This is a genomic window from Halomonas sp. KHS3 (genome assembly GCF_000830495.1).
GTDB classification, from domain to species: domain Bacteria; phylum Pseudomonadota; class Gammaproteobacteria; order Pseudomonadales; family Halomonadaceae; genus Vreelandella; species Vreelandella titanicae.
The window spans coordinates 24,173-41,053 of record NZ_JWHY01000013.1; the positions used below are offsets into that span (position 1 = coordinate 24,173).

17 protein-coding genes are annotated in these 16,881 nt (G+C 57.1%); 14 read left to right on the forward strand and 3 right to left on the reverse strand.

Translation table 11 applies throughout. The features are described 5' to 3' along the window. Nucleotides 1–14: 14 nt before the first annotated feature. Both RO22_RS21820 and rpmE read right to left on the reverse strand, forming a co-directional pair. On the reverse strand, nt 15–1,286 hold the full coding sequence (locus RO22_RS21820; RefSeq protein WP_041159395.1) for a malic enzyme-like NAD(P)-binding protein: 1,272 nt from the start codon (nt 1,284–1,286) through the stop codon (nt 15–17). Between the two features lie 356 nt (nt 1,287–1,642). After that, on the reverse strand, nt 1,643–1,858 hold the full coding sequence (gene rpmE, locus RO22_RS24340; protein ID WP_081742600.1) for a 50S ribosomal protein L31: 216 nt from the start codon (nt 1,856–1,858) through the stop codon (nt 1,643–1,645). A gap of 268 nt (nt 1,859–2,126) precedes the next feature. Between rpmE and RO22_RS21825 the strand changes: the two genes are divergently transcribed. The 13 genes from RO22_RS21825 (at nt 2,127) to tatC (ending at nt 14,844) form a co-directional block, all read left to right on the forward strand. After that, the gene (locus RO22_RS21825; protein WP_041159396.1) at nt 2,127–4,325 is read left to right on the forward strand and encodes a primosomal protein N'; all 2,199 of its coding nucleotides are present in this window, start codon (nt 2,127–2,129) and stop codon (nt 4,323–4,325) included. A gap of 134 nt (nt 4,326–4,459) precedes the next feature. After that, nucleotides 4,460–6,145, forward strand: coding sequence for an arginine--tRNA ligase (gene argS / locus RO22_RS21830; protein ID WP_041159397.1), 1,686 nt, complete (start codon nt 4,460–4,462; stop codon nt 6,143–6,145). Between the two features lie 3 nt (nt 6,146–6,148). Beyond that, nucleotides 6,149–6,883, forward strand: a complete 735-nt coding sequence (locus RO22_RS21835) for an SPOR domain-containing protein (RefSeq protein ID WP_039859439.1) — start codon at nt 6,149–6,151, stop codon at nt 6,881–6,883. 138 nt (nt 6,884–7,021) lie between these two features. Beyond that, nucleotides 7,022–7,555, forward strand: a complete 534-nt coding sequence (gene hslV / locus RO22_RS21840) for an ATP-dependent protease subunit HslV (protein ID WP_039859441.1) — start codon at nt 7,022–7,024, stop codon at nt 7,553–7,555. 51 nt (nt 7,556–7,606) lie between these two features. Then, on the forward strand, nt 7,607–8,929 hold the full coding sequence (gene hslU / locus RO22_RS21845; protein ID WP_009287441.1) for an ATP-dependent protease ATPase subunit HslU: 1,323 nt from the start codon (nt 7,607–7,609) through the stop codon (nt 8,927–8,929). 112 nt (nt 8,930–9,041) lie between these two features. Further along, nucleotides 9,042–9,425, forward strand: a complete 384-nt coding sequence (locus tag RO22_RS21850; RefSeq protein ID WP_027958645.1) for a gamma-butyrobetaine hydroxylase-like domain-containing protein — start codon at nt 9,042–9,044, stop codon at nt 9,423–9,425. Between the two features lie 149 nt (nt 9,426–9,574). Beyond that, the gene (gene ubiE / locus RO22_RS21855) at nt 9,575–10,330 is read left to right on the forward strand and encodes a bifunctional demethylmenaquinone methyltransferase/2-methoxy-6-polyprenyl-1,4-benzoquinol methylase UbiE (protein ID WP_009287442.1); all 756 of its coding nucleotides are present in this window, start codon (nt 9,575–9,577) and stop codon (nt 10,328–10,330) included. Nucleotides 10,331–10,424: 94 nt separating this feature from the next. Continuing rightward, nucleotides 10,425–11,081 (forward strand): SCP2 domain-containing protein, encoded by a 657-nt coding sequence (locus RO22_RS21860; protein WP_027958644.1) that lies wholly within the window; start codon nt 10,425–10,427, stop codon nt 11,079–11,081. Beyond that, nucleotides 11,078–12,700: a ubiquinone biosynthesis regulatory protein kinase UbiB gene (ubiB, locus tag RO22_RS21865; protein WP_027958643.1), complete on the forward strand. Its 1,623-nt coding sequence runs from the start codon at nt 11,078–11,080 to the stop codon at nt 12,698–12,700. The genes RO22_RS21860 and ubiB overlap by 4 nt, the downstream gene beginning before the upstream one ends. A gap of 31 nt (nt 12,701–12,731) precedes the next feature. Then, nucleotides 12,732–13,106 carry a phosphoribosyl-ATP diphosphatase gene (locus RO22_RS21870; RefSeq protein WP_027958642.1) on the forward strand — a complete coding sequence of 125 codons (375 nt, stop codon included), beginning with the start codon at nt 12,732–12,734 and terminating at the stop codon, nt 13,104–13,106. Nucleotides 13,107–13,279: 173 nt separating this feature from the next. Continuing rightward, nucleotides 13,280–13,558: a Sec-independent protein translocase subunit TatA gene (gene tatA / locus RO22_RS21875; RefSeq protein ID WP_022522099.1), complete on the forward strand. Its 279-nt coding sequence runs from the start codon at nt 13,280–13,282 to the stop codon at nt 13,556–13,558. Nucleotides 13,559–13,561: 3 nt separating this feature from the next. Then, a complete protein-coding gene (tatB, locus tag RO22_RS21880) occupies nt 13,562–14,056 on the forward strand; it encodes a Sec-independent protein translocase protein TatB (protein ID WP_022522098.1) in 495 nt (164 codons plus the stop codon). Further along, nucleotides 14,053–14,844: a twin-arginine translocase subunit TatC gene (gene tatC / locus RO22_RS21885; protein ID WP_009287443.1), complete on the forward strand. Its 792-nt coding sequence runs from the start codon at nt 14,053–14,055 to the stop codon at nt 14,842–14,844. The genes tatB and tatC overlap by 4 nt, the downstream gene beginning before the upstream one ends. 81 nt (nt 14,845–14,925) lie before the next feature. On the opposite strand, the gene elbB is transcribed toward tatC, so the two are convergent. Continuing rightward, complete coding sequence (gene elbB, locus RO22_RS21890) at nt 14,926–15,585, reverse strand: isoprenoid biosynthesis glyoxalase ElbB (RefSeq protein WP_009287444.1); 660 nt, start codon at nt 15,583–15,585, stop codon at nt 14,926–14,928. 200 nt (nt 15,586–15,785) lie between these two features. On the opposite strand from elbB, the gene hemB reads away from it, so the two are divergent. After that, the gene (gene hemB, locus RO22_RS21895; protein ID WP_022522097.1) at nt 15,786–16,796 is read left to right on the forward strand and encodes a porphobilinogen synthase; all 1,011 of its coding nucleotides are present in this window, start codon (nt 15,786–15,788) and stop codon (nt 16,794–16,796) included. Nucleotides 16,797–16,881 lie beyond the last annotated feature (85 nt).

Here is a 16,881-nt window from a genome sequence, read left to right on the forward strand (position 1 = left end):
CAGGGAGCAGTGCCTTAACCGCCATAAACGTCATTAATTGACTGCAGCGGGTAGTGCGCCGGGAAAGGCTTACGGGCGACACCAGAATCAACCGCGGCTTGCGCCACCGCCGAGGAAACCCGCGCCAGCAAGCGAATATCGACCGGCGTGGGGATGATGTACTCGCGGCCAAAACTCATCTCGGTGCGCTCGTAGGCGTCCAGCACTTCCTGAGGAACCGGCTCGCGGGCCAGGTCTTTCAAGGCATGCACCGCGGCCAGCTTCATCTCTTCATTAATGCGCGTGGCGCGAACATCCAAAGCGCCGCGGAAGATAAACGGGAAGCCCAGCACGTTGTTGACCTGGTTCGGGAAGTCTGAACGGCCGGTGGCCATGATCACATCCGGGCGCGCCTCCCGGGCAACGTCAGGATGGATCTCCGGATCCGGGTTGGTGCAGGCAAAAATCACCGGATCTGGCGCCATTTTTTTCACCTGCTCAGCAGACAGCAGCCCTGGGCCTGACAGGCCGATAAAGACGTCAGCATTGTCGATGGCATCGTCCAAGGTGCGCATCTCGGTATCGCGGGCGAATTCAGCCTTATATTCGTTGATACCTTCGCGATCAGTATGAATAACGCCACGCCGATCCAGCATTACCAAATTCTCTTTACTTGCACCACAGGAGACCAGCAGCCGCATACAGGCAATCGCCGCCGCCCCTGCACCCATGCAAACGATCTTGACGTTCTCAATTTTTTTGCCCGCGATATCCAAGGCATTAAGCATGCCGGCCGCTGTCACAATTGCGGTGCCGTGCTGGTCATCGTGGAAGACCGGGATGCTGCAGCGCTCAACCAGTGCTTTCTCAATTTCAAAACACTCCGGCGCCTTGATGTCTTCAAGGTTAATCCCGCCCCAGGTATCGGCAATGCGCGCGACGGTATCGATAAACGCCTGCGGGCTTTCCGCATCCACTTCGATATCCACCGAATTGATGCCTGCAAAGCACTTAAACAGCACGCCCTTGCCTTCCATCACTGGCTTGCTCGCCAGCGGGCCCAGATTACCCAACCCCAGAATAGCGCTGCCATCGGTAATGACGGCGACCAGATTGCCCTTGCCGGTATAGCGGTAAGAATTTTCCGCATCCCTGGCGATTTCAAGTACTGGCTCAGCCACGCCTGGGCTATACGCCAGTGCCAAATCCCGTGCTGTCGCGGTGGGTTTGGTCAACTCCACCGAAAGCTTACCGGGAATCGGTTTCGCGTGATAATCCAAAGCAGCCTGCTTATTTGCATCCGTCATGGTCAGAGTCCAGTTAACATAAAGTAGATAAGTCGTTTCAGAATATAGAAAAAACCATAGCGCCTCAAGCGCGCCGTCAACTTACGACAAAACGCTCGTTTAACCGAATTTTATCTTCACATTCGTCACTTTTAGCCACTATTTGCAGAAACTTATGCAAACAGGCTTTACTCATAATGCTTTACTTATTGCTGCATAACAGAATTTATGGAAATTTTTTTCACATAAAACTCATGCAGCAAGCATATCCAGCTCACAAAAAACCCACGCCGAGGCGTGGGTTTTGCGCGAGCATAGCCTTATAGGAATAGCCTGATAGGAACAGGCATGCTGGCGATATGGCTATCCGACTGGGATTAGCCGCGCTTAACAGCAGCGCCGAAACGCTTGTTGAAACGCTCTACGCGGCCACCAGTGGTCGCTTGCTTCTGCTTACCAGTGTAGAACGGGTGGCAGTTAGAGCACACATCCAAGGAGAAGTCCTGACCAGAGGTCGTACCTACTTGGAAAGTGGCGCCGCAAGAACAGCTGGCGGTGACCGTGTTGTAATTCGGGTGAATACCTTGTCTCATTTCGAGCCTCACGAAGCTATATGCCGCCACCTGATCTCGTGCCAGGTACCGCATACGGGTTTGGAAAAAACGACTAACCGGTTAGCCGCTCTGTCGTTACGATAGGTCTTTACAAATAGATCGATAAAGATCGTTAGGATTCAGAGCGGTCGCATATTCTAGCAAAACTAACGCCGGAGGCCAATTGGCTGACTCTTTTTCTTCGCAGGCATACTCTCAAGGACAGTCTCAAAGACCGTCCCAAAGATCTTCCCAAGCACTCGATCAAGTGCTCAAGGTAGCGCTGCCTTCGCCGCTGCGCCGCCTGTTCGACTACCTGCCTTCCAGGGAAACGCCTCCCTGCGGCTGGCAGCCGGGGCTGCGAGTGCGAGTGCCCTTTGGGCGCCGCGAAGTCGTCGGCGTGGTCGTCGAATTGGCTGACCACAGCGACCTTCCGCGCAGCCAACTGCGTAGCATCAGCGAAGCGCTGGATGATGCCCCGTTGCCGGAGGATTGGCTATGGCTATGCCGTTTTGCCGCCCGTTATTATCAACACAGCCTAGGCGACACCCTGCACCACGCCATGCCTGCACGGCTACGCCAGGGGCACCCCATGGCTGGGCGCACCCAGACTCTCTGGCTTGCCCAAGGCGAAGGCGCAGAAGAAATACTCAGCCGAGCGCCCAAGCAAGCCGAGCTGCATGCGCTGCTGCGCCAACACCCTCATGGGTTGCCTGGCCGTGCGGTTAGCGCCCACGGCTTTGCCCGCGACCAGCTATTAGCGCTGGAGAAGAAAGGCCTCGCATCCAGCCAGGAACACATCCTCACTGCCCCAACGCCACCCAGCGGCAACTTACTGGCAACACCGGCCCTGCCGCTTAACCGTGAACAGGCGACGGCGCTGGCCACACTGCATGAAAAACTCGATGGCTATCACCCCTGCTTACTCGAGGGTGTCACCGGCAGCGGCAAAACAGAAGTCTACCTGCAGCTTATTGAAGCCGTCGCCGCCAAGGGCAAGCAGTCGCTGGTACTGGTACCGGAAATTGGCTTAACCCCACAGACACTCGCCCGCTTTAGAAGCCGCTTTCGGGTACCCGTGGTGGCGCTGCACTCAAGCCTCACCGACCCCGAACGGCTAGATGTGTGGGAAGCCGCCGCCAGCGGCCGGGCGCTCATTATCATCGGCACCCGCTCGGCGATTTTCACCCCGCTGACCAACCCCGGCGCGATTATTGTCGATGAAGAGCACGACGGCTCCTACAAACAGCACGACGGTTTGCGCTACCACGCCCGCGATTTAGCCGTGGCCCGGGCCCACTACCATAAAATCCCGCTACTGATGGGCAGTGCCACACCCTCCCTGGAGAGTCTGCACCAGGCGCTTAGCGGCGCTTACCGCCACCTACGCCTGACCCAGCGCCCCAGCCAGCACCCGCCAGCCAAGCTGGAGCTGATTGATCTACGCCACCAACGCCGCCAGGGCGGCCTGTTACCCGGTGCCATCAAAGCGATTAAAAGCACCTTGAGCACTGGCAAGCAGGTGCTGATTTTTATCAACCGGCGCGGCTTTGCACCGACACTTGCCTGCCACGCCTGCGGCTGGATGGCAGAGTGTGGCCAGTGCGACGCACGCATGACGCTACACCGCCAGCCTCCCCTACTGGCTTGCCACCACTGCGATAGCCGCCGCGCCCTACCGGACGCTTGCCCCGAGTGTGGCAGCGGCGATCTGCGCGCCTTGGGTAGTGGTACAGAACGCACTGAAGAAACGCTGCAAACGCTGTTCCCGAAAACCACTATCCACCGCATCGATCGCGACAGTACTAGGCGCAGGGACAGTTTTGAACAGGTACTAAAAGAGATTCAGCGCGGCGAACCCTGCGTGTTGGTCGGTACTCAAATGCTCGCCAAAGGGCACCACCTACCCCACGTCACACTTGTCGTGGTCGTCAATGCCGACGGCGGCCTCTACGCCGCTGATTTTCGCGCTCTGGAGCACAGCGCCCAACTACTTGAACAAGTAGCGGGCCGTGCCGGTCGCGCCGCCCACCCAGGCCGAGTGCTGGTGCAAACCCTCCACCCCGACGACCCACACTTGGGCCAATTGGCTGAACATGGCTACGGGGCCCTTGCGCGCAATATGTTGGAAGAAAGGCGCATTTCCCAGCTGCCCCCGTTCTGTTTTATGGCGCTGCTACGCATCGAAAGCCCCAAAGAGGAGGCCGCTTTGGCCATGGCGCAACAGGCCGCTCAAGCCCTGCGCCAATGGTTAAAAGAGAGCGGCGTAGCCACCCGCTGCCTGGGGCCTGTGCCCGCACCGATGGAAAGACGCCAGAACCGCTACCATTTACACGTTATGCTGGCAGCCGATAAACGCAGCCAACTACACCCGGCCGTTAGCTGGCTGGTGCAGTGGCTTGAAGCCAATCGAGAGGCCCGCAAGGTACGCTGGTCGATTGATATCGACCCACAAACCCTCGCTTAGCGCTTATCTCTTGGCACTTGTTTAGCAACACGCCTTTGAAACTGCGGCTCAATTGCCGATAATAGCCGCTTTGCCGACGCACCTTTACTGCTGCGCGTTAGCACACGCCGCCACAGACGTAACCGGATACCCACATGAAAGATACGATAGTTTCTCTGCTCGAAGGCGCGATCACCGCGCTCAAGCACCAAGGCGTGCTGCCAAACGACCTTCAGCCCACCATCAAAGTGGATCCTACCAAAGACAAGGCCCACGGCGATTACGCCACCAACTTGGCGCTGATGTTAGCCAAGCCGGCAGGCAAAAATCCGCGTGAATTAGCCAACGCGCTGGTTGCAGCGCTACCCGGAAGCGACGCTATCCAAAAAACCGAGATTGCGGGCCCCGGCTTTATCAACTTTTTCGCCGCCGCCGATGCCGCAGCGCAAATCGTTGCCCAGGTACTCGACTGCGGCGACACCTTTGGCCGCAGCATGATGGGCAAAGGTGAGAAAGTGCAGGTCGAGTTCGTTTCCGCCAACCCCACCGGCCCGCTGCACGTAGGTCACGGTCGGGGCGCAGCGATTGGCGACTGCCTATGCCGCCTTCTCGAAGCCACCGGTTTTGATGTCACCCGCGAGTTCTACTACAACGACGCGGGCGCCCAGATCGCCAACTTGGCGCGTTCGGTACAAGCGCGGGTGAAAGGCTTAGGCCCTGACGACGATAGCTGGCCCGAAGACGGCTATCGCGGCGAGTATATCGTCGATGTGGCCAACGACTACCTGGCAGGCAAAACGGTCAGTGCCGATGACCGCGAAGTCACTGCCAAAAAAGACCCGGATGATTTAGACGCCATTCAAGAGTTTGCCGTGGCGTGGCTGCGTCGCGAACAGGATCTGGATCTAAAAGCCTTCGGTGTGGAGTTTGACGTCTATTTCCTAGAGTCCTCACTCTATGAAGATGGCAAGGTGGACGCCACTGTTGAAAAACTGGTGAGCGCAGGCCACACCTATGAAGAAGATGGTGCCATGTGGCTACGCACCACCGACTTCGGTGATGACAAAGACCGCGTAATGCGCAAACGCGAGGGTGGCTACACCTACTTCCTGCCTGATGTGGCCTACCACCTGGACAAGTGGCAGCGCGGTTTCAAAACCGTGATCAACGAGCAGGGTGCCGACCACCACTCCACCGTCACCCGCGTACGCGCCGGTTTACAGGCACTGGAAGTGGGCATTCCCAAAGGCTGGCCCGACTACGTGCTCCACCAGATGGTCATGGTTACCCGCTCAGGCGTCGAGGTAAAACTCTCCAAGCGCGCCGGCAGCTATGTCACTGTGCGCGACTTGATCGACGAAGTGGGCCGCGACGCCACGCGCTTCTTCCTCGCCGCTCGCCGCGCCGACTCGCAGCTCACCTTTGATATCGACCTGGCCCGCTCCCAGTCGAATGACAACCCGGTCTACTACATCCAGTACGCCCACGCCCGGGTCTGCAGCATGCTGCGCAAAGCCCAGGATGCCGACCAGCCGTTTGATCACGCCTTGGCACTGGCCAACCTAGCGCTGCTGGACAGCGACCAGGAGAAAGCCGTACTTAACCGGCTAGCGCGCTTCCCTGAAGTCGTGGAAACCGCCGCCAGAAACCGCGAGCCACAGCAGGTTGCCCAGTATTTGCTCGACCTTTCCGGTGATTTCCACACCTGCTACAACGCCGTCAAAGTAATGGTCGAAGACGACACCCTGCGCAATACGCGCCTGGCGCTGGGCCTCGCCACCCGTCAAGTGCTGCGCAACGGGCTTGACTTAATGGGGGTTAGCGCCCCAGAGGAGATGTAAGCAATGGCTAGCCCGCGCAAAAAGCCCGCCCCCCGCCGCGGAGCCACATCGCAGCGCAAGTCCAAACGCAGCTCAGGCGGCGGCTTCCGCCTACCCGGCTGGCTGTGGGGTCTTGCCGGTATGGCGGCGGGCTTCTTTTTGGCTCAGCACCAGCACGGCACCGCCCCCTGGCAAGAGCAGAGCGAAGCACCTCAAGCCACGGTACTGCCCAAGCCCTCGGGTAGCGAAGAACGCGCCGCCGCTCGGGAAACCGAGGAAGCCGCTGAACCGTCGATGCCGACGTTTGAGTTTTATACCCTGCTGCCGGAAACCGAGGTCATTGCCCCCGGCGTCTCTCTGCCTTCAAGCGTTGTGCGCCCGGAGGCTCCCGAACCGACAGCCGATAGTGCTGCGGCCTCTGGCGCTGCAGGCGACGACCCCATCGCCCAGGTGATTGCCGCCAACACCCGACCTGAAGATCAGGTATCGGCGGCTCAGGAGAATGAAGCGGCCACCAATACCCCAGGGCGCTATATGCTTCAGGCGGCTTCATTTCGTGAAGCCAGCGACGCCGAACAGCTGCGCGGCCGACTGCGCAATTTAAGCCTGCTGGCGGAAATCAGCGAAGTAAAGGCGGATGGCAATACCTGGCACCGGGTACAAGTGGGACCTTACGAGGACACCCGTGAGTTGAACCGGGCCCAGGATTTAATGAATACCCAAGGAATTGAGCCGCTGCTTATCCAACTGCAAAACTAATAATCCCTCCTGGATTACCCTGCGGGCGGTTGATTTTTTATCAGCCGCCCGCATTTTGTTGTGAACGCTTAAACAATGGTCGCTTATTGAGTGGCCTGCCAGTCATCGGGAGCTCGCCTCCCCCAAGGAGTTATCTCCATGACCACTATTGTCTCCGTTCGTCGTGGTAATCAGGTCGCCCTCGCTGGCGACGGCCAAGTATCGCTGGGCAATACCGTAATGAAAGGTAACGCCAGCAAAGTACGCCGCCTCTACCGCGGTAAGGTACTGGCCGGGTTTGCAGGTGGCACGGCGGATGCGTTCACGCTGTTTGAGCGCTTTGAAGCGCAGTTGGAAAAGTACCAGGGCCATTTGACCAAGGCAGCGGTTGAGCTTGCCAAAGATTGGCGCACTGACCGGGCACTGCGCCGCCTGGAAGCGCTGCTCGCCGTTGCGGACCACAGCGCCTCGCTGATCATTACCGGTAACGGTGATGTAGTCGAACCCGAGCGCGGCATTATTGCCATTGGCTCTGGCGGCAACTTCGCCCAAGCCAGCGCCCGGGCGCTACTGGAAAATACCGAGCTGTCGGCGCGTGAAATCACCGAGAAGTCGCTTTCGATCGCTGGTGATATCTGTGTATTCACCAACCACCACGTGACCCTCGAAGAGCTGTCGACTGACGATCGCTAATCAACTCACGCGATCCCCAAGCGCCGCTCACTGCACACTAAGGTTACTTATATGACTCAGATGACACCCCGCGAAATTGTTCACGCTCTAGACCAGTACATTATTGGCCAGCAGGATGCCAAACGCGCCGTGGCAATTGCTTTGCGTAACCGCTGGCGCCGTATGCAGCTCGATGACGACCTGCGCCCAGAAGTCACTCCTAAAAATATTTTGATGATCGGCCCCACCGGTGTGGGTAAAACCGAGATTGCCCGCCGCCTGGCCAAACTGGCTAAAGCGCCGTTTATTAAAGTCGAGGCGACCAAGTTTACTGAAGTTGGTTATGTAGGCCGTGATGTAGAGTCGATTATCCGCGACTTAATGGAAGCGGCGATCAAGATGGTGCGCGAACAGGCCAAAGAAGAAGTTAGCCACCGCGCCGAAGATGCTGCAGAAGACCGCGTGCTAGACGCCCTTCTGCCGCCGCCCCGTGGCCAGGAAGACAAGCCGCGGGAAGACAGCGGCACCCGCCAGACCTTCCGCAAGAAGCTTCGCGAAGGGCAGTTGGACGATAAAGAGATCGATATCGAAATCTCTTCCCAGGGCCAAGGCATCGATATCATGACGCCACCAGGTATGGAAGAGATGACCAGCCAGCTGCAGAGCATGTTCTCCAACATGGGCCAGCAGAAGCGTGAAAACCGCCGCGTAACAGTCAAAGAGGCGCTGGTACTGCTGCGCGATGAAGAAGCGGGCAAGCTGGTCAACGAGGAAGAGATCAAATCCCGCGCGGTCTACTCGGTCGAGCAACACGGCATCGTATTCCTGGATGAGATCGATAAAGTCGCCAAGGGTAGCGGCCAGTCCAGCGGTGGCGAAGTCTCCCGTGAGGGCGTCCAACGAGATCTGCTGCCGCTGATAGAGGGTTCCACCGTCTCGACCAAGTACGGCATGGTTAAAACCGATCACATCCTGTTTATCGCCTCCGGTGCTTTCCACCTGTCGCGCCCATCGGATCTGATCCCTGAACTACAGGGCCGCTTGCCGATCCGCGTTGAGCTTGACGCGCTAACGCCCAACGACTTTAAGCGCATTCTCACCGAGCCCTCCGCCTCGCTGACCAAGCAGTACCAAGCGCTGCTGGCCACCGAAGGGCTGGACGTAGAGTTTACTCCCGACGGTATCGAGCGCATCGCTCAGATCTCCTGGCAGGTCAACGAAGGCACTGAAAATATCGGCGCCCGCCGCCTACACACAGTGATGGAGCGGCTATTGGAAGAAGCCTCTTTCCGAGGCGGCGATATGGAGAGCCCGCTGGTAATTGACGGCGACTATGTCAATGCTCAGCTTGGCGAACTGGCGGTCGACGAAGACCTGTCGCGGTATATTTTGTAAGCTGCGTCTGCTGTTATTATCTGCATTGGTACCGTCAGCAACAGCAAGCCCGCTCTTTGCGGGCTTGCTGCTATGTTCATAAGCCATGGACACTTAGCGATGAGGTTTCATCATGAATGCGCCCACCCCCACTAGGGTTCACTACCATAAACAGGCCCGCGAGCTGGAGCTTGGCTACGCCAATGGGGAGAGTTTTCACCTCCCGGTTGAGTTTTTACGCGTCTATTCGCCTTCCGCCGAAGTGCGTGGCCACGGCGGCGACACCGCGGTACTGCAAGTGGGTAAAAAAGATGTCGGCCTGCAAAATATTACTCAGGCGGGCAACTATGCACTGAAACTGCACTTCGATGATGGCCATGACAGCGGGCTATTTAGCTGGAACTACCTGTATGACCTCGCGACCCACCAAGAAGCCTACTGGAACAACTACTTGCAGCGTTTAAAAGAGGCCGGTGCCTCGCGAGAGCCCGCCAGCATTCAATTCAAGCAACTGTGACTACCTGACTCATATCCTATACAAGAAGCCAGGCAGACAAGCCAGGGTGGACAAGGCTACAATGGCGTTAACTTTTAATCGCGTCGATCTCAGGGTCAAAAGACCTAAGGTCGATTTGCCATCGCCTCGAATTCGGGAGCTACTGCCCAATGAGCCCCACAGAAAAACGCACCACTGACTTTGGTTTTCAGGAAGTCCCAGTTGATGAAAAAGCTTCACGAGTGGCCGATGTTTTCCACTCCGTGGCTGCCCGCTACGATGTGATGAACGACCTGATGTCTATGGGCATCCACCGAGTCTGGAAGCGTCTTACCATTGAACGCGCAGGGGTGCGGCCTGGTCACCACGTGCTGGATATCGCGGGCGGCACAGGGGATTTAACGCTTAAGTTCTCCCGTTTGGTTGGCCCCCGGGGCAAAGTCGTACTTGCCGACATCAACGCCTCCATGCTCAAAGTGGGCCGCGACAAACTGATGGATAACGGTGTAGGCGGCAACGTCGAGTATGTTCAAGCCAATGCCGAAAGTCTGCCGTTTCCCGACAACAGCTTCGACTGCATCACCATTGCCTTTGGCCTACGTAACGTCACCGACAAAGACGCCGCGTTGCGCTCCATGGCCCGAGTGCTCAAGCCCGGTGGTCGCCTTTTGGTGCTGGAGTTCTCCAAGCCCAATAACCCGCTGCTCTCCAAGGCCTACGATGAGTACTCTTTCCGCCTGCTGCCCAAAATGGGTGAACTGGTGGCGGGGGACGGCGACAGCTACCGCTATCTGGCGGAGTCGATTCGCATGCACCCGGATCAGGAAACGCTTAAAGCCATGATGGAAGAGGCGGGACTTGAGCGGGTTGAGTACACCAACCTGACCGGCGGTATCGTTGCGCTGCACCGCGGCATTAAGTTATGACATTTCAAAGCAGTGCGACATTGCAAAACAGCATGACGTCCAAAAGCCAGACAACGTCCCTGCGGCCGATGACGCTATCTACCAAGAGGTCAGCATGCTGGTAACCCCGACCCTGCTGCTGGCCGGTTGTGAACGCACGCTCAACGCCCTGCTCTCCCGTGACCCCGCTGCTCCTGAACGGCTAGCGGCACTGGCGGGCAGCCGTCTACTGGTGCGCCTTGAGCAGCCCCACTTAGCACTGGTCATTCACTACCATCACGCCGGGCTCGACCTGATGCGCGGCGATGACGTTGATGAAACCGACGTAGACGCAGTGGTAGAGCTCACTCCGGAAACGTTTTCCGAGTGGATCAGCGGCGCCTCGATTGAACGCCTTATGTTTGACGGCAAGCTGGCGGTGCGCGGGCGTATCCATCTGCTTGAAGCCACTCGAGACCTGCTCTTCGACCTGGACATCGACTGGGAGAGCGAGCTGGCCCGCTGGCTGGGCGATATGCCCGCCCACTCCCTGGCCGAGGGGCTGCGCCGCGCTGCCCGCTGGGGGCTGCGTGCCAAAGACGAGCTGATGCAGGATGTTTCTGAATATGTCTTTGAAGAGGCACGCCTGCTGCCAGGGCGGCAGCAGCGTAGCCTACTGCGCGAGCATCTGACCGAGTTAGAGGTGGCGACCGATCGCCTGGAAGCGCGACTAAACCGCTTACAGCGACGTCTAGAACAGCTACAGCTTGCGCCACAGGAGTCGCGCCCATGAGCCTGCGTCTGCTGCGGATAAGCTGGGTGATCAGCCGCCACCGGCTTGACACACTGCTGCCGCTAGAGCGGCTGCCCTGGTGGCTCCGGGCGCTGCTATGGTTTTCTCCGCTACGTTTGATCCCCGTTGGCAAGCGCTCGCGGGGCGAACGTCTGCGCTTGTCGCTGGAAGCACTGGGGCCGATTTTTATTAAATTCGGCCAAATGCTCTCGACCCGTCGCGACCTGCTGCCAGCGGATATCGCCGATGAGCTGAAACGCCTGCAGGATCAGGTGCCGCCCTTTCCCGGTGATCAAGCCGCCGACCGGGTCGAGAAAGCGCTGGAAATGTCGCTGGAAGAGGCCTTTGCTGAGTTTGACCGAGTGCCATTGGCCTCGGCGTCGATTGCCCAGGTGCACGCGGCAAGACTGCACGGCGGTGAAGACGTGGTGGTGAAAATCATTCGCCCCGGCATTGATCGCGTGATGCGTCAGGATATGGCGCTGATGTACCAAGTCGCCAAGCTATTCTCCAAAATCCCCGAGGCGCGTCGCCTGCGTCCGGTGGAAGTCATTCGCGACTACGAAGCCACGCTGTTTGACGAGCTGGATCTCTACAAAGAGGCCGCCAACACCTCGCAGCTCAAGCGCAACTTCAAAGACTCACCGCTGCTGTTTGTGCCCACCATCTACTGGCCCTTCACCCGCCGCCATGTGATGGTGCAAGAGCGCATTCGCGGTATTCCGGTCGCCGATTTAGATACCCTGATTGCTCGTGGCACTAATTTGAAGAAGCTTGCAGAGCGCGGCGTCGAGCTGTTCTTTACTCAGGTATTCCGTGACAACTTCTTTCACGCGGATATGCACCCAGGCAATATTTTCGTCAACTGTGACAACCCCGAAGATCCCCAATACATTGCCATCGATTGCGGCATCGTCGGCAGCCTGACCCGGGAAGATCAGGACTACTTAGCGCGTAACCTACTGGCGTTTTTCCACCAGGACTATTATGAAGTCGCTGCGCTGCACATCGAATCCGGCTGGGTGGGTGAAAACACCCGCGCTAACGAATTCGCGGCGGCGATTCGCACCGTTTGTGAGCCTATTTTAGAAAAGCCGTTGAAAGATATCTCCTTCGGCCAGGTGCTATTGGGGCTGTTTCAAACCGCGCGGCGCTTTAATATGGAAGTACAGCCGCAGCTGGTACTGTTGCAGAAAACGCTGCTCAATATTGAAGGCCTGGGACGCCAACTCTATCCGGATCTAGATCTGTGGAGTACCGCCAAGCCCTATTTAGAGCAGTGGATGAAAGAGCGTGCCGGGGTCAGCGGTTTATGGGAGTCGCTGAAGCGCCAGGCGCCGGAGCTTTCGCACCAGTTGCCCGAACTGCCCGTACTGGCTCACCAGGCGCTAAGCCGTATGGAGCACGAGCATCGCCAGCGCCACCAGCAAGTCGAATCGATCAACGACATGCGGGTGCAGATGGCGCGCCAGGGCAAACGCCTCTACCGCCTTCGGCTTGGCTTGATTCTGCTGGCGCTGGCACTGGCTTGGCAGCCCTTAAGCGGCTGGATTGCACTTCAGGAGTGGCCGATACTAGCGGCCGCCGCCATTGGCCTACTGTTGCTGGTATGGCAATAGAGTGACGCACTAAACGTTTACGAGGATTCCCATGGACAGCAACGCATTATCGCCTAACAATTCGACTAGCCATACTGATGTGCTGGATACGCTCAATGAGGTGCTAAAGCAGCGACGCCATGCAGCGGCAGAAGAATCTTATGTTGCCTCCTTGCATCATAAGGGTTTGAACAAGATACTCGAAAAGGTAGGCGAGGAAGCAACAGAAACAGTGCTTGCGGCAAAAGATGCCGAGCATGGTAGCGAGGCTGAACGCCAAGCATTGATTTCTGAAACCGCCGACCTGTGGTTTCATAGCCTGGTGATGCTGTCACACCTGGGGATGGATCATCAGGCCGTTTTAGACGAACTGGCACGGCGTTTCGGCATTTCCGGACACGAGGAAAAAGCCGCCCGCCAACCATAGTTGCCACATATGGCTGTCGCATAGTGGTAACGCGCGTACTGTAGTACTGCTCCTAGCCATAGGGCTTGTATTCATTGGCTCAGTGGTAAAAGAGATAGCGCTAAAATAGGTAGCACTCACTAAAATAGATAGCACTCAATCGATAGTTAACCTGCTCGCAAGAGGACACGCATATGTTAGGTGGTATTAGTATTTGGCAGTTGCTGATTGTGCTGGGCATCATCATTCTGGTTTTCGGCACCAAAAAACTGCGTAACGTGGGCACCGACCTAGGCGGGGCGGTCAAGGGCTTCAAGAAAGCCATGCACGACGAGGAGAAAAATAAAGAGGCGGACAAAGAGGACGCCGACCAACCCCATGCCAAAGTGAGCCATGAAGAGCCGGGCAACACTTACGACGTTCAAGCCGAAGAGAAACAAGCCGCCCACGACCGCAACGAAGAGCGCAAATAAACCATGCTGGATATCGGCTTTCTTGAACTGATGCTGATTGGGGTCGTCGGGCTGTTGGTGCTTGGCCCGGAGCGGCTGCCCCGCGCCGCCCGTACGACGGGCATGTGGATTGGTAAAATCAAGCGTACGGTATCCGGTATGCAGCGTGAAATCAGCGCCCAACTGGAAGCAGAAGAGCTGCGCCAAAAGCTCAATGAACAGCAAAAGAAGCTCGATGACAGCTTGAAGAAAGCGAAGCTGGACGTAGAGAGCATTGCCGATAGCCCGTCAGACGCTGCACCAGCGCAGCAGAGCGACACTGATAAGAGTGACACTGAGCAGCGCGTTGCCCAGGCCAGCTCTCGATTGGATGACGCCCTGCAAACGGTGCGAGAGGAAACGGTGCGTGAAGAAACACCTCCGTCATCATCTGCCTCGACTGCGCCCACCCGCGAGGCCGAACCTGAAACGCCTAACCCTGAGTCGGCTGCACTTAATAAGGATCGTAATCACCAATGAGCATGTCTGGCGATTCAAAGGAGCCGCGGGAAGAGCAGAGCCAAGCCCCCCTGATTGAGCACCTGATCGAGCTGCGCTCACGACTAATGCGCGCCGTGATCGTTATCCTGGTGGTCTTTTTGGGCCTCTACTCCTTTGCCAATGATATCTACACCTTTGTTGCCGAGCCGTTGATGGCGCTGCTGCCCGAAGGCTCGCAGATGATCGCTACGGAAGTCGCTTCGCCATTCTTAGCGCCGTTCAAACTCACTCTGGTAGTCGCGGTATTTATCGCTATTCCGTTTGTGCTACACCAAGCCTGGGCGTTTATCGCCCCGGGGCTTTACGACAATGAGAAAGCGCTGGCGATTCCGATTCTGGTTTCGAGCATTGCGCTTTTCTACGGCGGCGCGGCGTTTGCCTATTACGTTGTTTTTCCGCTGCTGTTTGAGTTTTTCACCCAAACCGGGCCGGAAAACGTCGCCGTGATGACCGACATTAACCAATATCTGAACTTCGTTCTTAAGCTGTTCTTTGCCTTCGGTGTAGCGTTTGAGATTCCTATTGCGACCTTTTTGCTTATCTTATCTGGCGCTACGTCGGTGGAAAGCTTGTCTAAAAAGCGCCCGTATATCCTACTAGGCTGCTTTGTTGTCGGCATGCTGCTAACGCCCCCGGATGTGATTTCACAGAGCCTACTGGCGGTACCGATGTATCTGCTTTATGAAGTCGGGCTGTTGTTTGGTCGCCTGGTGCGCAAGCGCAAAGAGGAGAAAGAGACTGCCGAAGAGCAAGAAGCAGACCTCTAAGCACTGGGATCAACGTCCAGATATTTAAAAGCCGCCGCCATGATCAATGGCGGCGGCTTTTGTATCAGCACAGTGGCGAGCTTAATCCATCATTTCTGCAATGCGATCCACCAGTTTAAAAATACCAGTTGCGGCTTCGCTGATCCGCGTTGCCAGCATATAAGCGGGTGTGGTGACCACCCGGTGCTCAAAATCCACCACGATATCTTCTACGCTACAGGTGCGGTGTAGCCCACCCATGGCGCTTATCGCCCCGGAAACCGCCGGGTCATTGCCCACCGTTACCGCAATGCCCTCATCCAATAGGCGTGGCACAAGTACGGGGGAAATACACATCAAACCAATCGGCTTGGCCTCTTGGTGAAAGCCCGTCAGCGCCTCTTTTAGCGCTTCTAACACCTGCATATTGTCGCTGGCACTGGCAAAGTCCGAAAGGTTCTTGGCAACGCCAAAACCACCGGGCACAATCACTGCGTCAAAATCATTAGCCACTAATTCACTCAGTGGGCTGATCTCCCCTCGCGCCAAGCGAGCGGACTCCAGCAACACGTTACGCTGCTCGCCCTCCACTACTTCTTGGGTGAGGTGGTTAACCACATGGTGCTGCTCAATATCGGGGGCAAAACAGCGGTATCCAATGCCCAACTGATCCAAGCGCAGCAGGGTTAGCGTGGTCTCATATATTTCCGAGCCATCGTAAACGCCGCAGCCAGCTAAAATCACTGCCACCTGTTTGGTCATGCCTATCTCCTTATCCCAGGGTCTGCCGAACGCAATACAGCAAAGCTGTCGCTCACTTTAGTCAGTCTGCCGTGTCGCCACAAGACGGCTTTCGCCGCAGGGCATGGCTGATATACTGATTCCAGGCCTTCGGGCATGTTGATTTGCGATCCTTAATGTTCACGATCACTGATTTTTACGACCTCTAATGGAGAGCCCTCTTGAGTACACCCACTGCCCGCCACTTTCCCGCCACGCGCATGCGCCGTATGCGCCGCGACGATTTCTCACGCCGATTGATGCAGGAAAACAGCCTGAGTCCATCCGACCTGATTCTGCCCGTTTTTGTGTTGGAAGGTATCAATCAGCGCGAAGCCGTCGCCTCCATGCCCGGCGTTGAACGGCTGTCTATTGATCTGCTGATTGAGCAAGCTCGCGAAGCGTATGAACTGGGCATTCCAGCACTGGCACTCTTTCCTGTGGTTGGCTCCGAGCACAAGAGTGAGTTTGCTGAAGAGGCCTATAGCGCTAGCGGTTTAGTTCAGCGCAGCGTGCGTGCCCTTAAAGAAGCGCTACCCGAATTAGGCATTATCACGGACGTGGCGCTGGATCCTTATACCAGCCACGGTCAAGACGGCATTCTTGACGAACACGGCTATGTCCAGAATGACCGCACAGTGGATACCCTGCTCAAGCAGGCGCTCTCCCATGCCGAAGCGGGGGCCGATGTGGTCGCCCCTTCCGATATGATGGATGGCCGGATTGGTGCGATTCGCCAGGTGTTGGAGCAGGAACATCTGCATAACGTGCGTATTATGGCCTACAGCGCCAAGTACGCCTCGCACTACTACGGGCCTTTTCGCGATGCAGTCGGTTCGGCTGCTAACTTGGGCAAAGCGGACAAGCGCACCTACCAAATGGATCCCGCTAACAGCGATGAAGCGCTCCACGAAGTAGCCATGGATATCGCCGAGGGCGCCGACATGGTGATGGTCAAGCCCGGCATGCCCTACCTAGATATCGTGCGGCGGGTAAAAAGCGAGCTACAGGTACCCACCTTCGCTTACCAAGTCAGCGGCGAGTACGCCATGCACCGCGCGGCCTTCGACAACGGCTGGCTAGAAGCGGAGCCGGTGATACTGGAGTCGTTGATGTGTTTCAAACGGGCAGGCGCAGATGGCATTCTGACCTACTTCGCCCTAGATGCAGCGCGGTTACTTCAGCAACGCTAAAGATGACAACCTGGTGACACCTTTTTGTCATCTTCTCCCCGCATACTGCACTGATATACCAGTATCAGGCTATGATACCTTCGAG

Bases quoted from the DNA above. Each gene is read 5' to 3' on its own strand.
- elbB (WP_009287444.1), bottom strand. From the start codon at position 15,585: ATGACCAAACAGGTGGCAGTGATTTTAGCTGGCTGCGGCGTTTACGAT.
- rpmE (WP_081742600.1), bottom strand. From the start codon at position 1,858: ATGAGACAAGGTATTCACCCGAATTACAACACGGTCACCGCCAGCTGT.
- ubiB (WP_027958643.1), top strand. From the start codon at position 11,078: ATGAGCCTGCGTCTGCTGCGGATAAGCTGGGTGATCAGCCGCCACCGG.
- RO22_RS21870 (WP_027958642.1), top strand. From the start codon at position 12,732: ATGGACAGCAACGCATTATCGCCTAACAATTCGACTAGCCATACTGAT.
- ubiE (WP_009287442.1), top strand. From the start codon at position 9,575: ATGAGCCCCACAGAAAAACGCACCACTGACTTTGGTTTTCAGGAAGTC.
- tatC (WP_009287443.1), top strand. From the start codon at position 14,053: ATGAGCATGTCTGGCGATTCAAAGGAGCCGCGGGAAGAGCAGAGCCAA.
- hslV (WP_039859441.1), top strand. From the start codon at position 7,022: ATGACCACTATTGTCTCCGTTCGTCGTGGTAATCAGGTCGCCCTCGCT.
- tatA (WP_022522099.1), top strand. From the start codon at position 13,280: ATGTTAGGTGGTATTAGTATTTGGCAGTTGCTGATTGTGCTGGGCATC.
- RO22_RS21850 (WP_027958645.1), top strand. From the start codon at position 9,042: ATGAATGCGCCCACCCCCACTAGGGTTCACTACCATAAACAGGCCCGC.
- hslU (WP_009287441.1), top strand. From the start codon at position 7,607: ATGACTCAGATGACACCCCGCGAAATTGTTCACGCTCTAGACCAGTAC.
- RO22_RS21835 (WP_039859439.1), top strand. From the start codon at position 6,149: ATGGCTAGCCCGCGCAAAAAGCCCGCCCCCCGCCGCGGAGCCACATCG.
- RO22_RS21860 (WP_027958644.1), top strand. From the start codon at position 10,425: ATGCTGGTAACCCCGACCCTGCTGCTGGCCGGTTGTGAACGCACGCTC.
- tatB (WP_022522098.1), top strand. From the start codon at position 13,562: ATGCTGGATATCGGCTTTCTTGAACTGATGCTGATTGGGGTCGTCGGG.
- RO22_RS21820 (WP_041159395.1), bottom strand. From the start codon at position 1,286: ATGACGGATGCAAATAAGCAGGCTGCTTTGGATTATCACGCGAAACCG.
- argS (WP_041159397.1), top strand. From the start codon at position 4,460: ATGAAAGATACGATAGTTTCTCTGCTCGAAGGCGCGATCACCGCGCTC.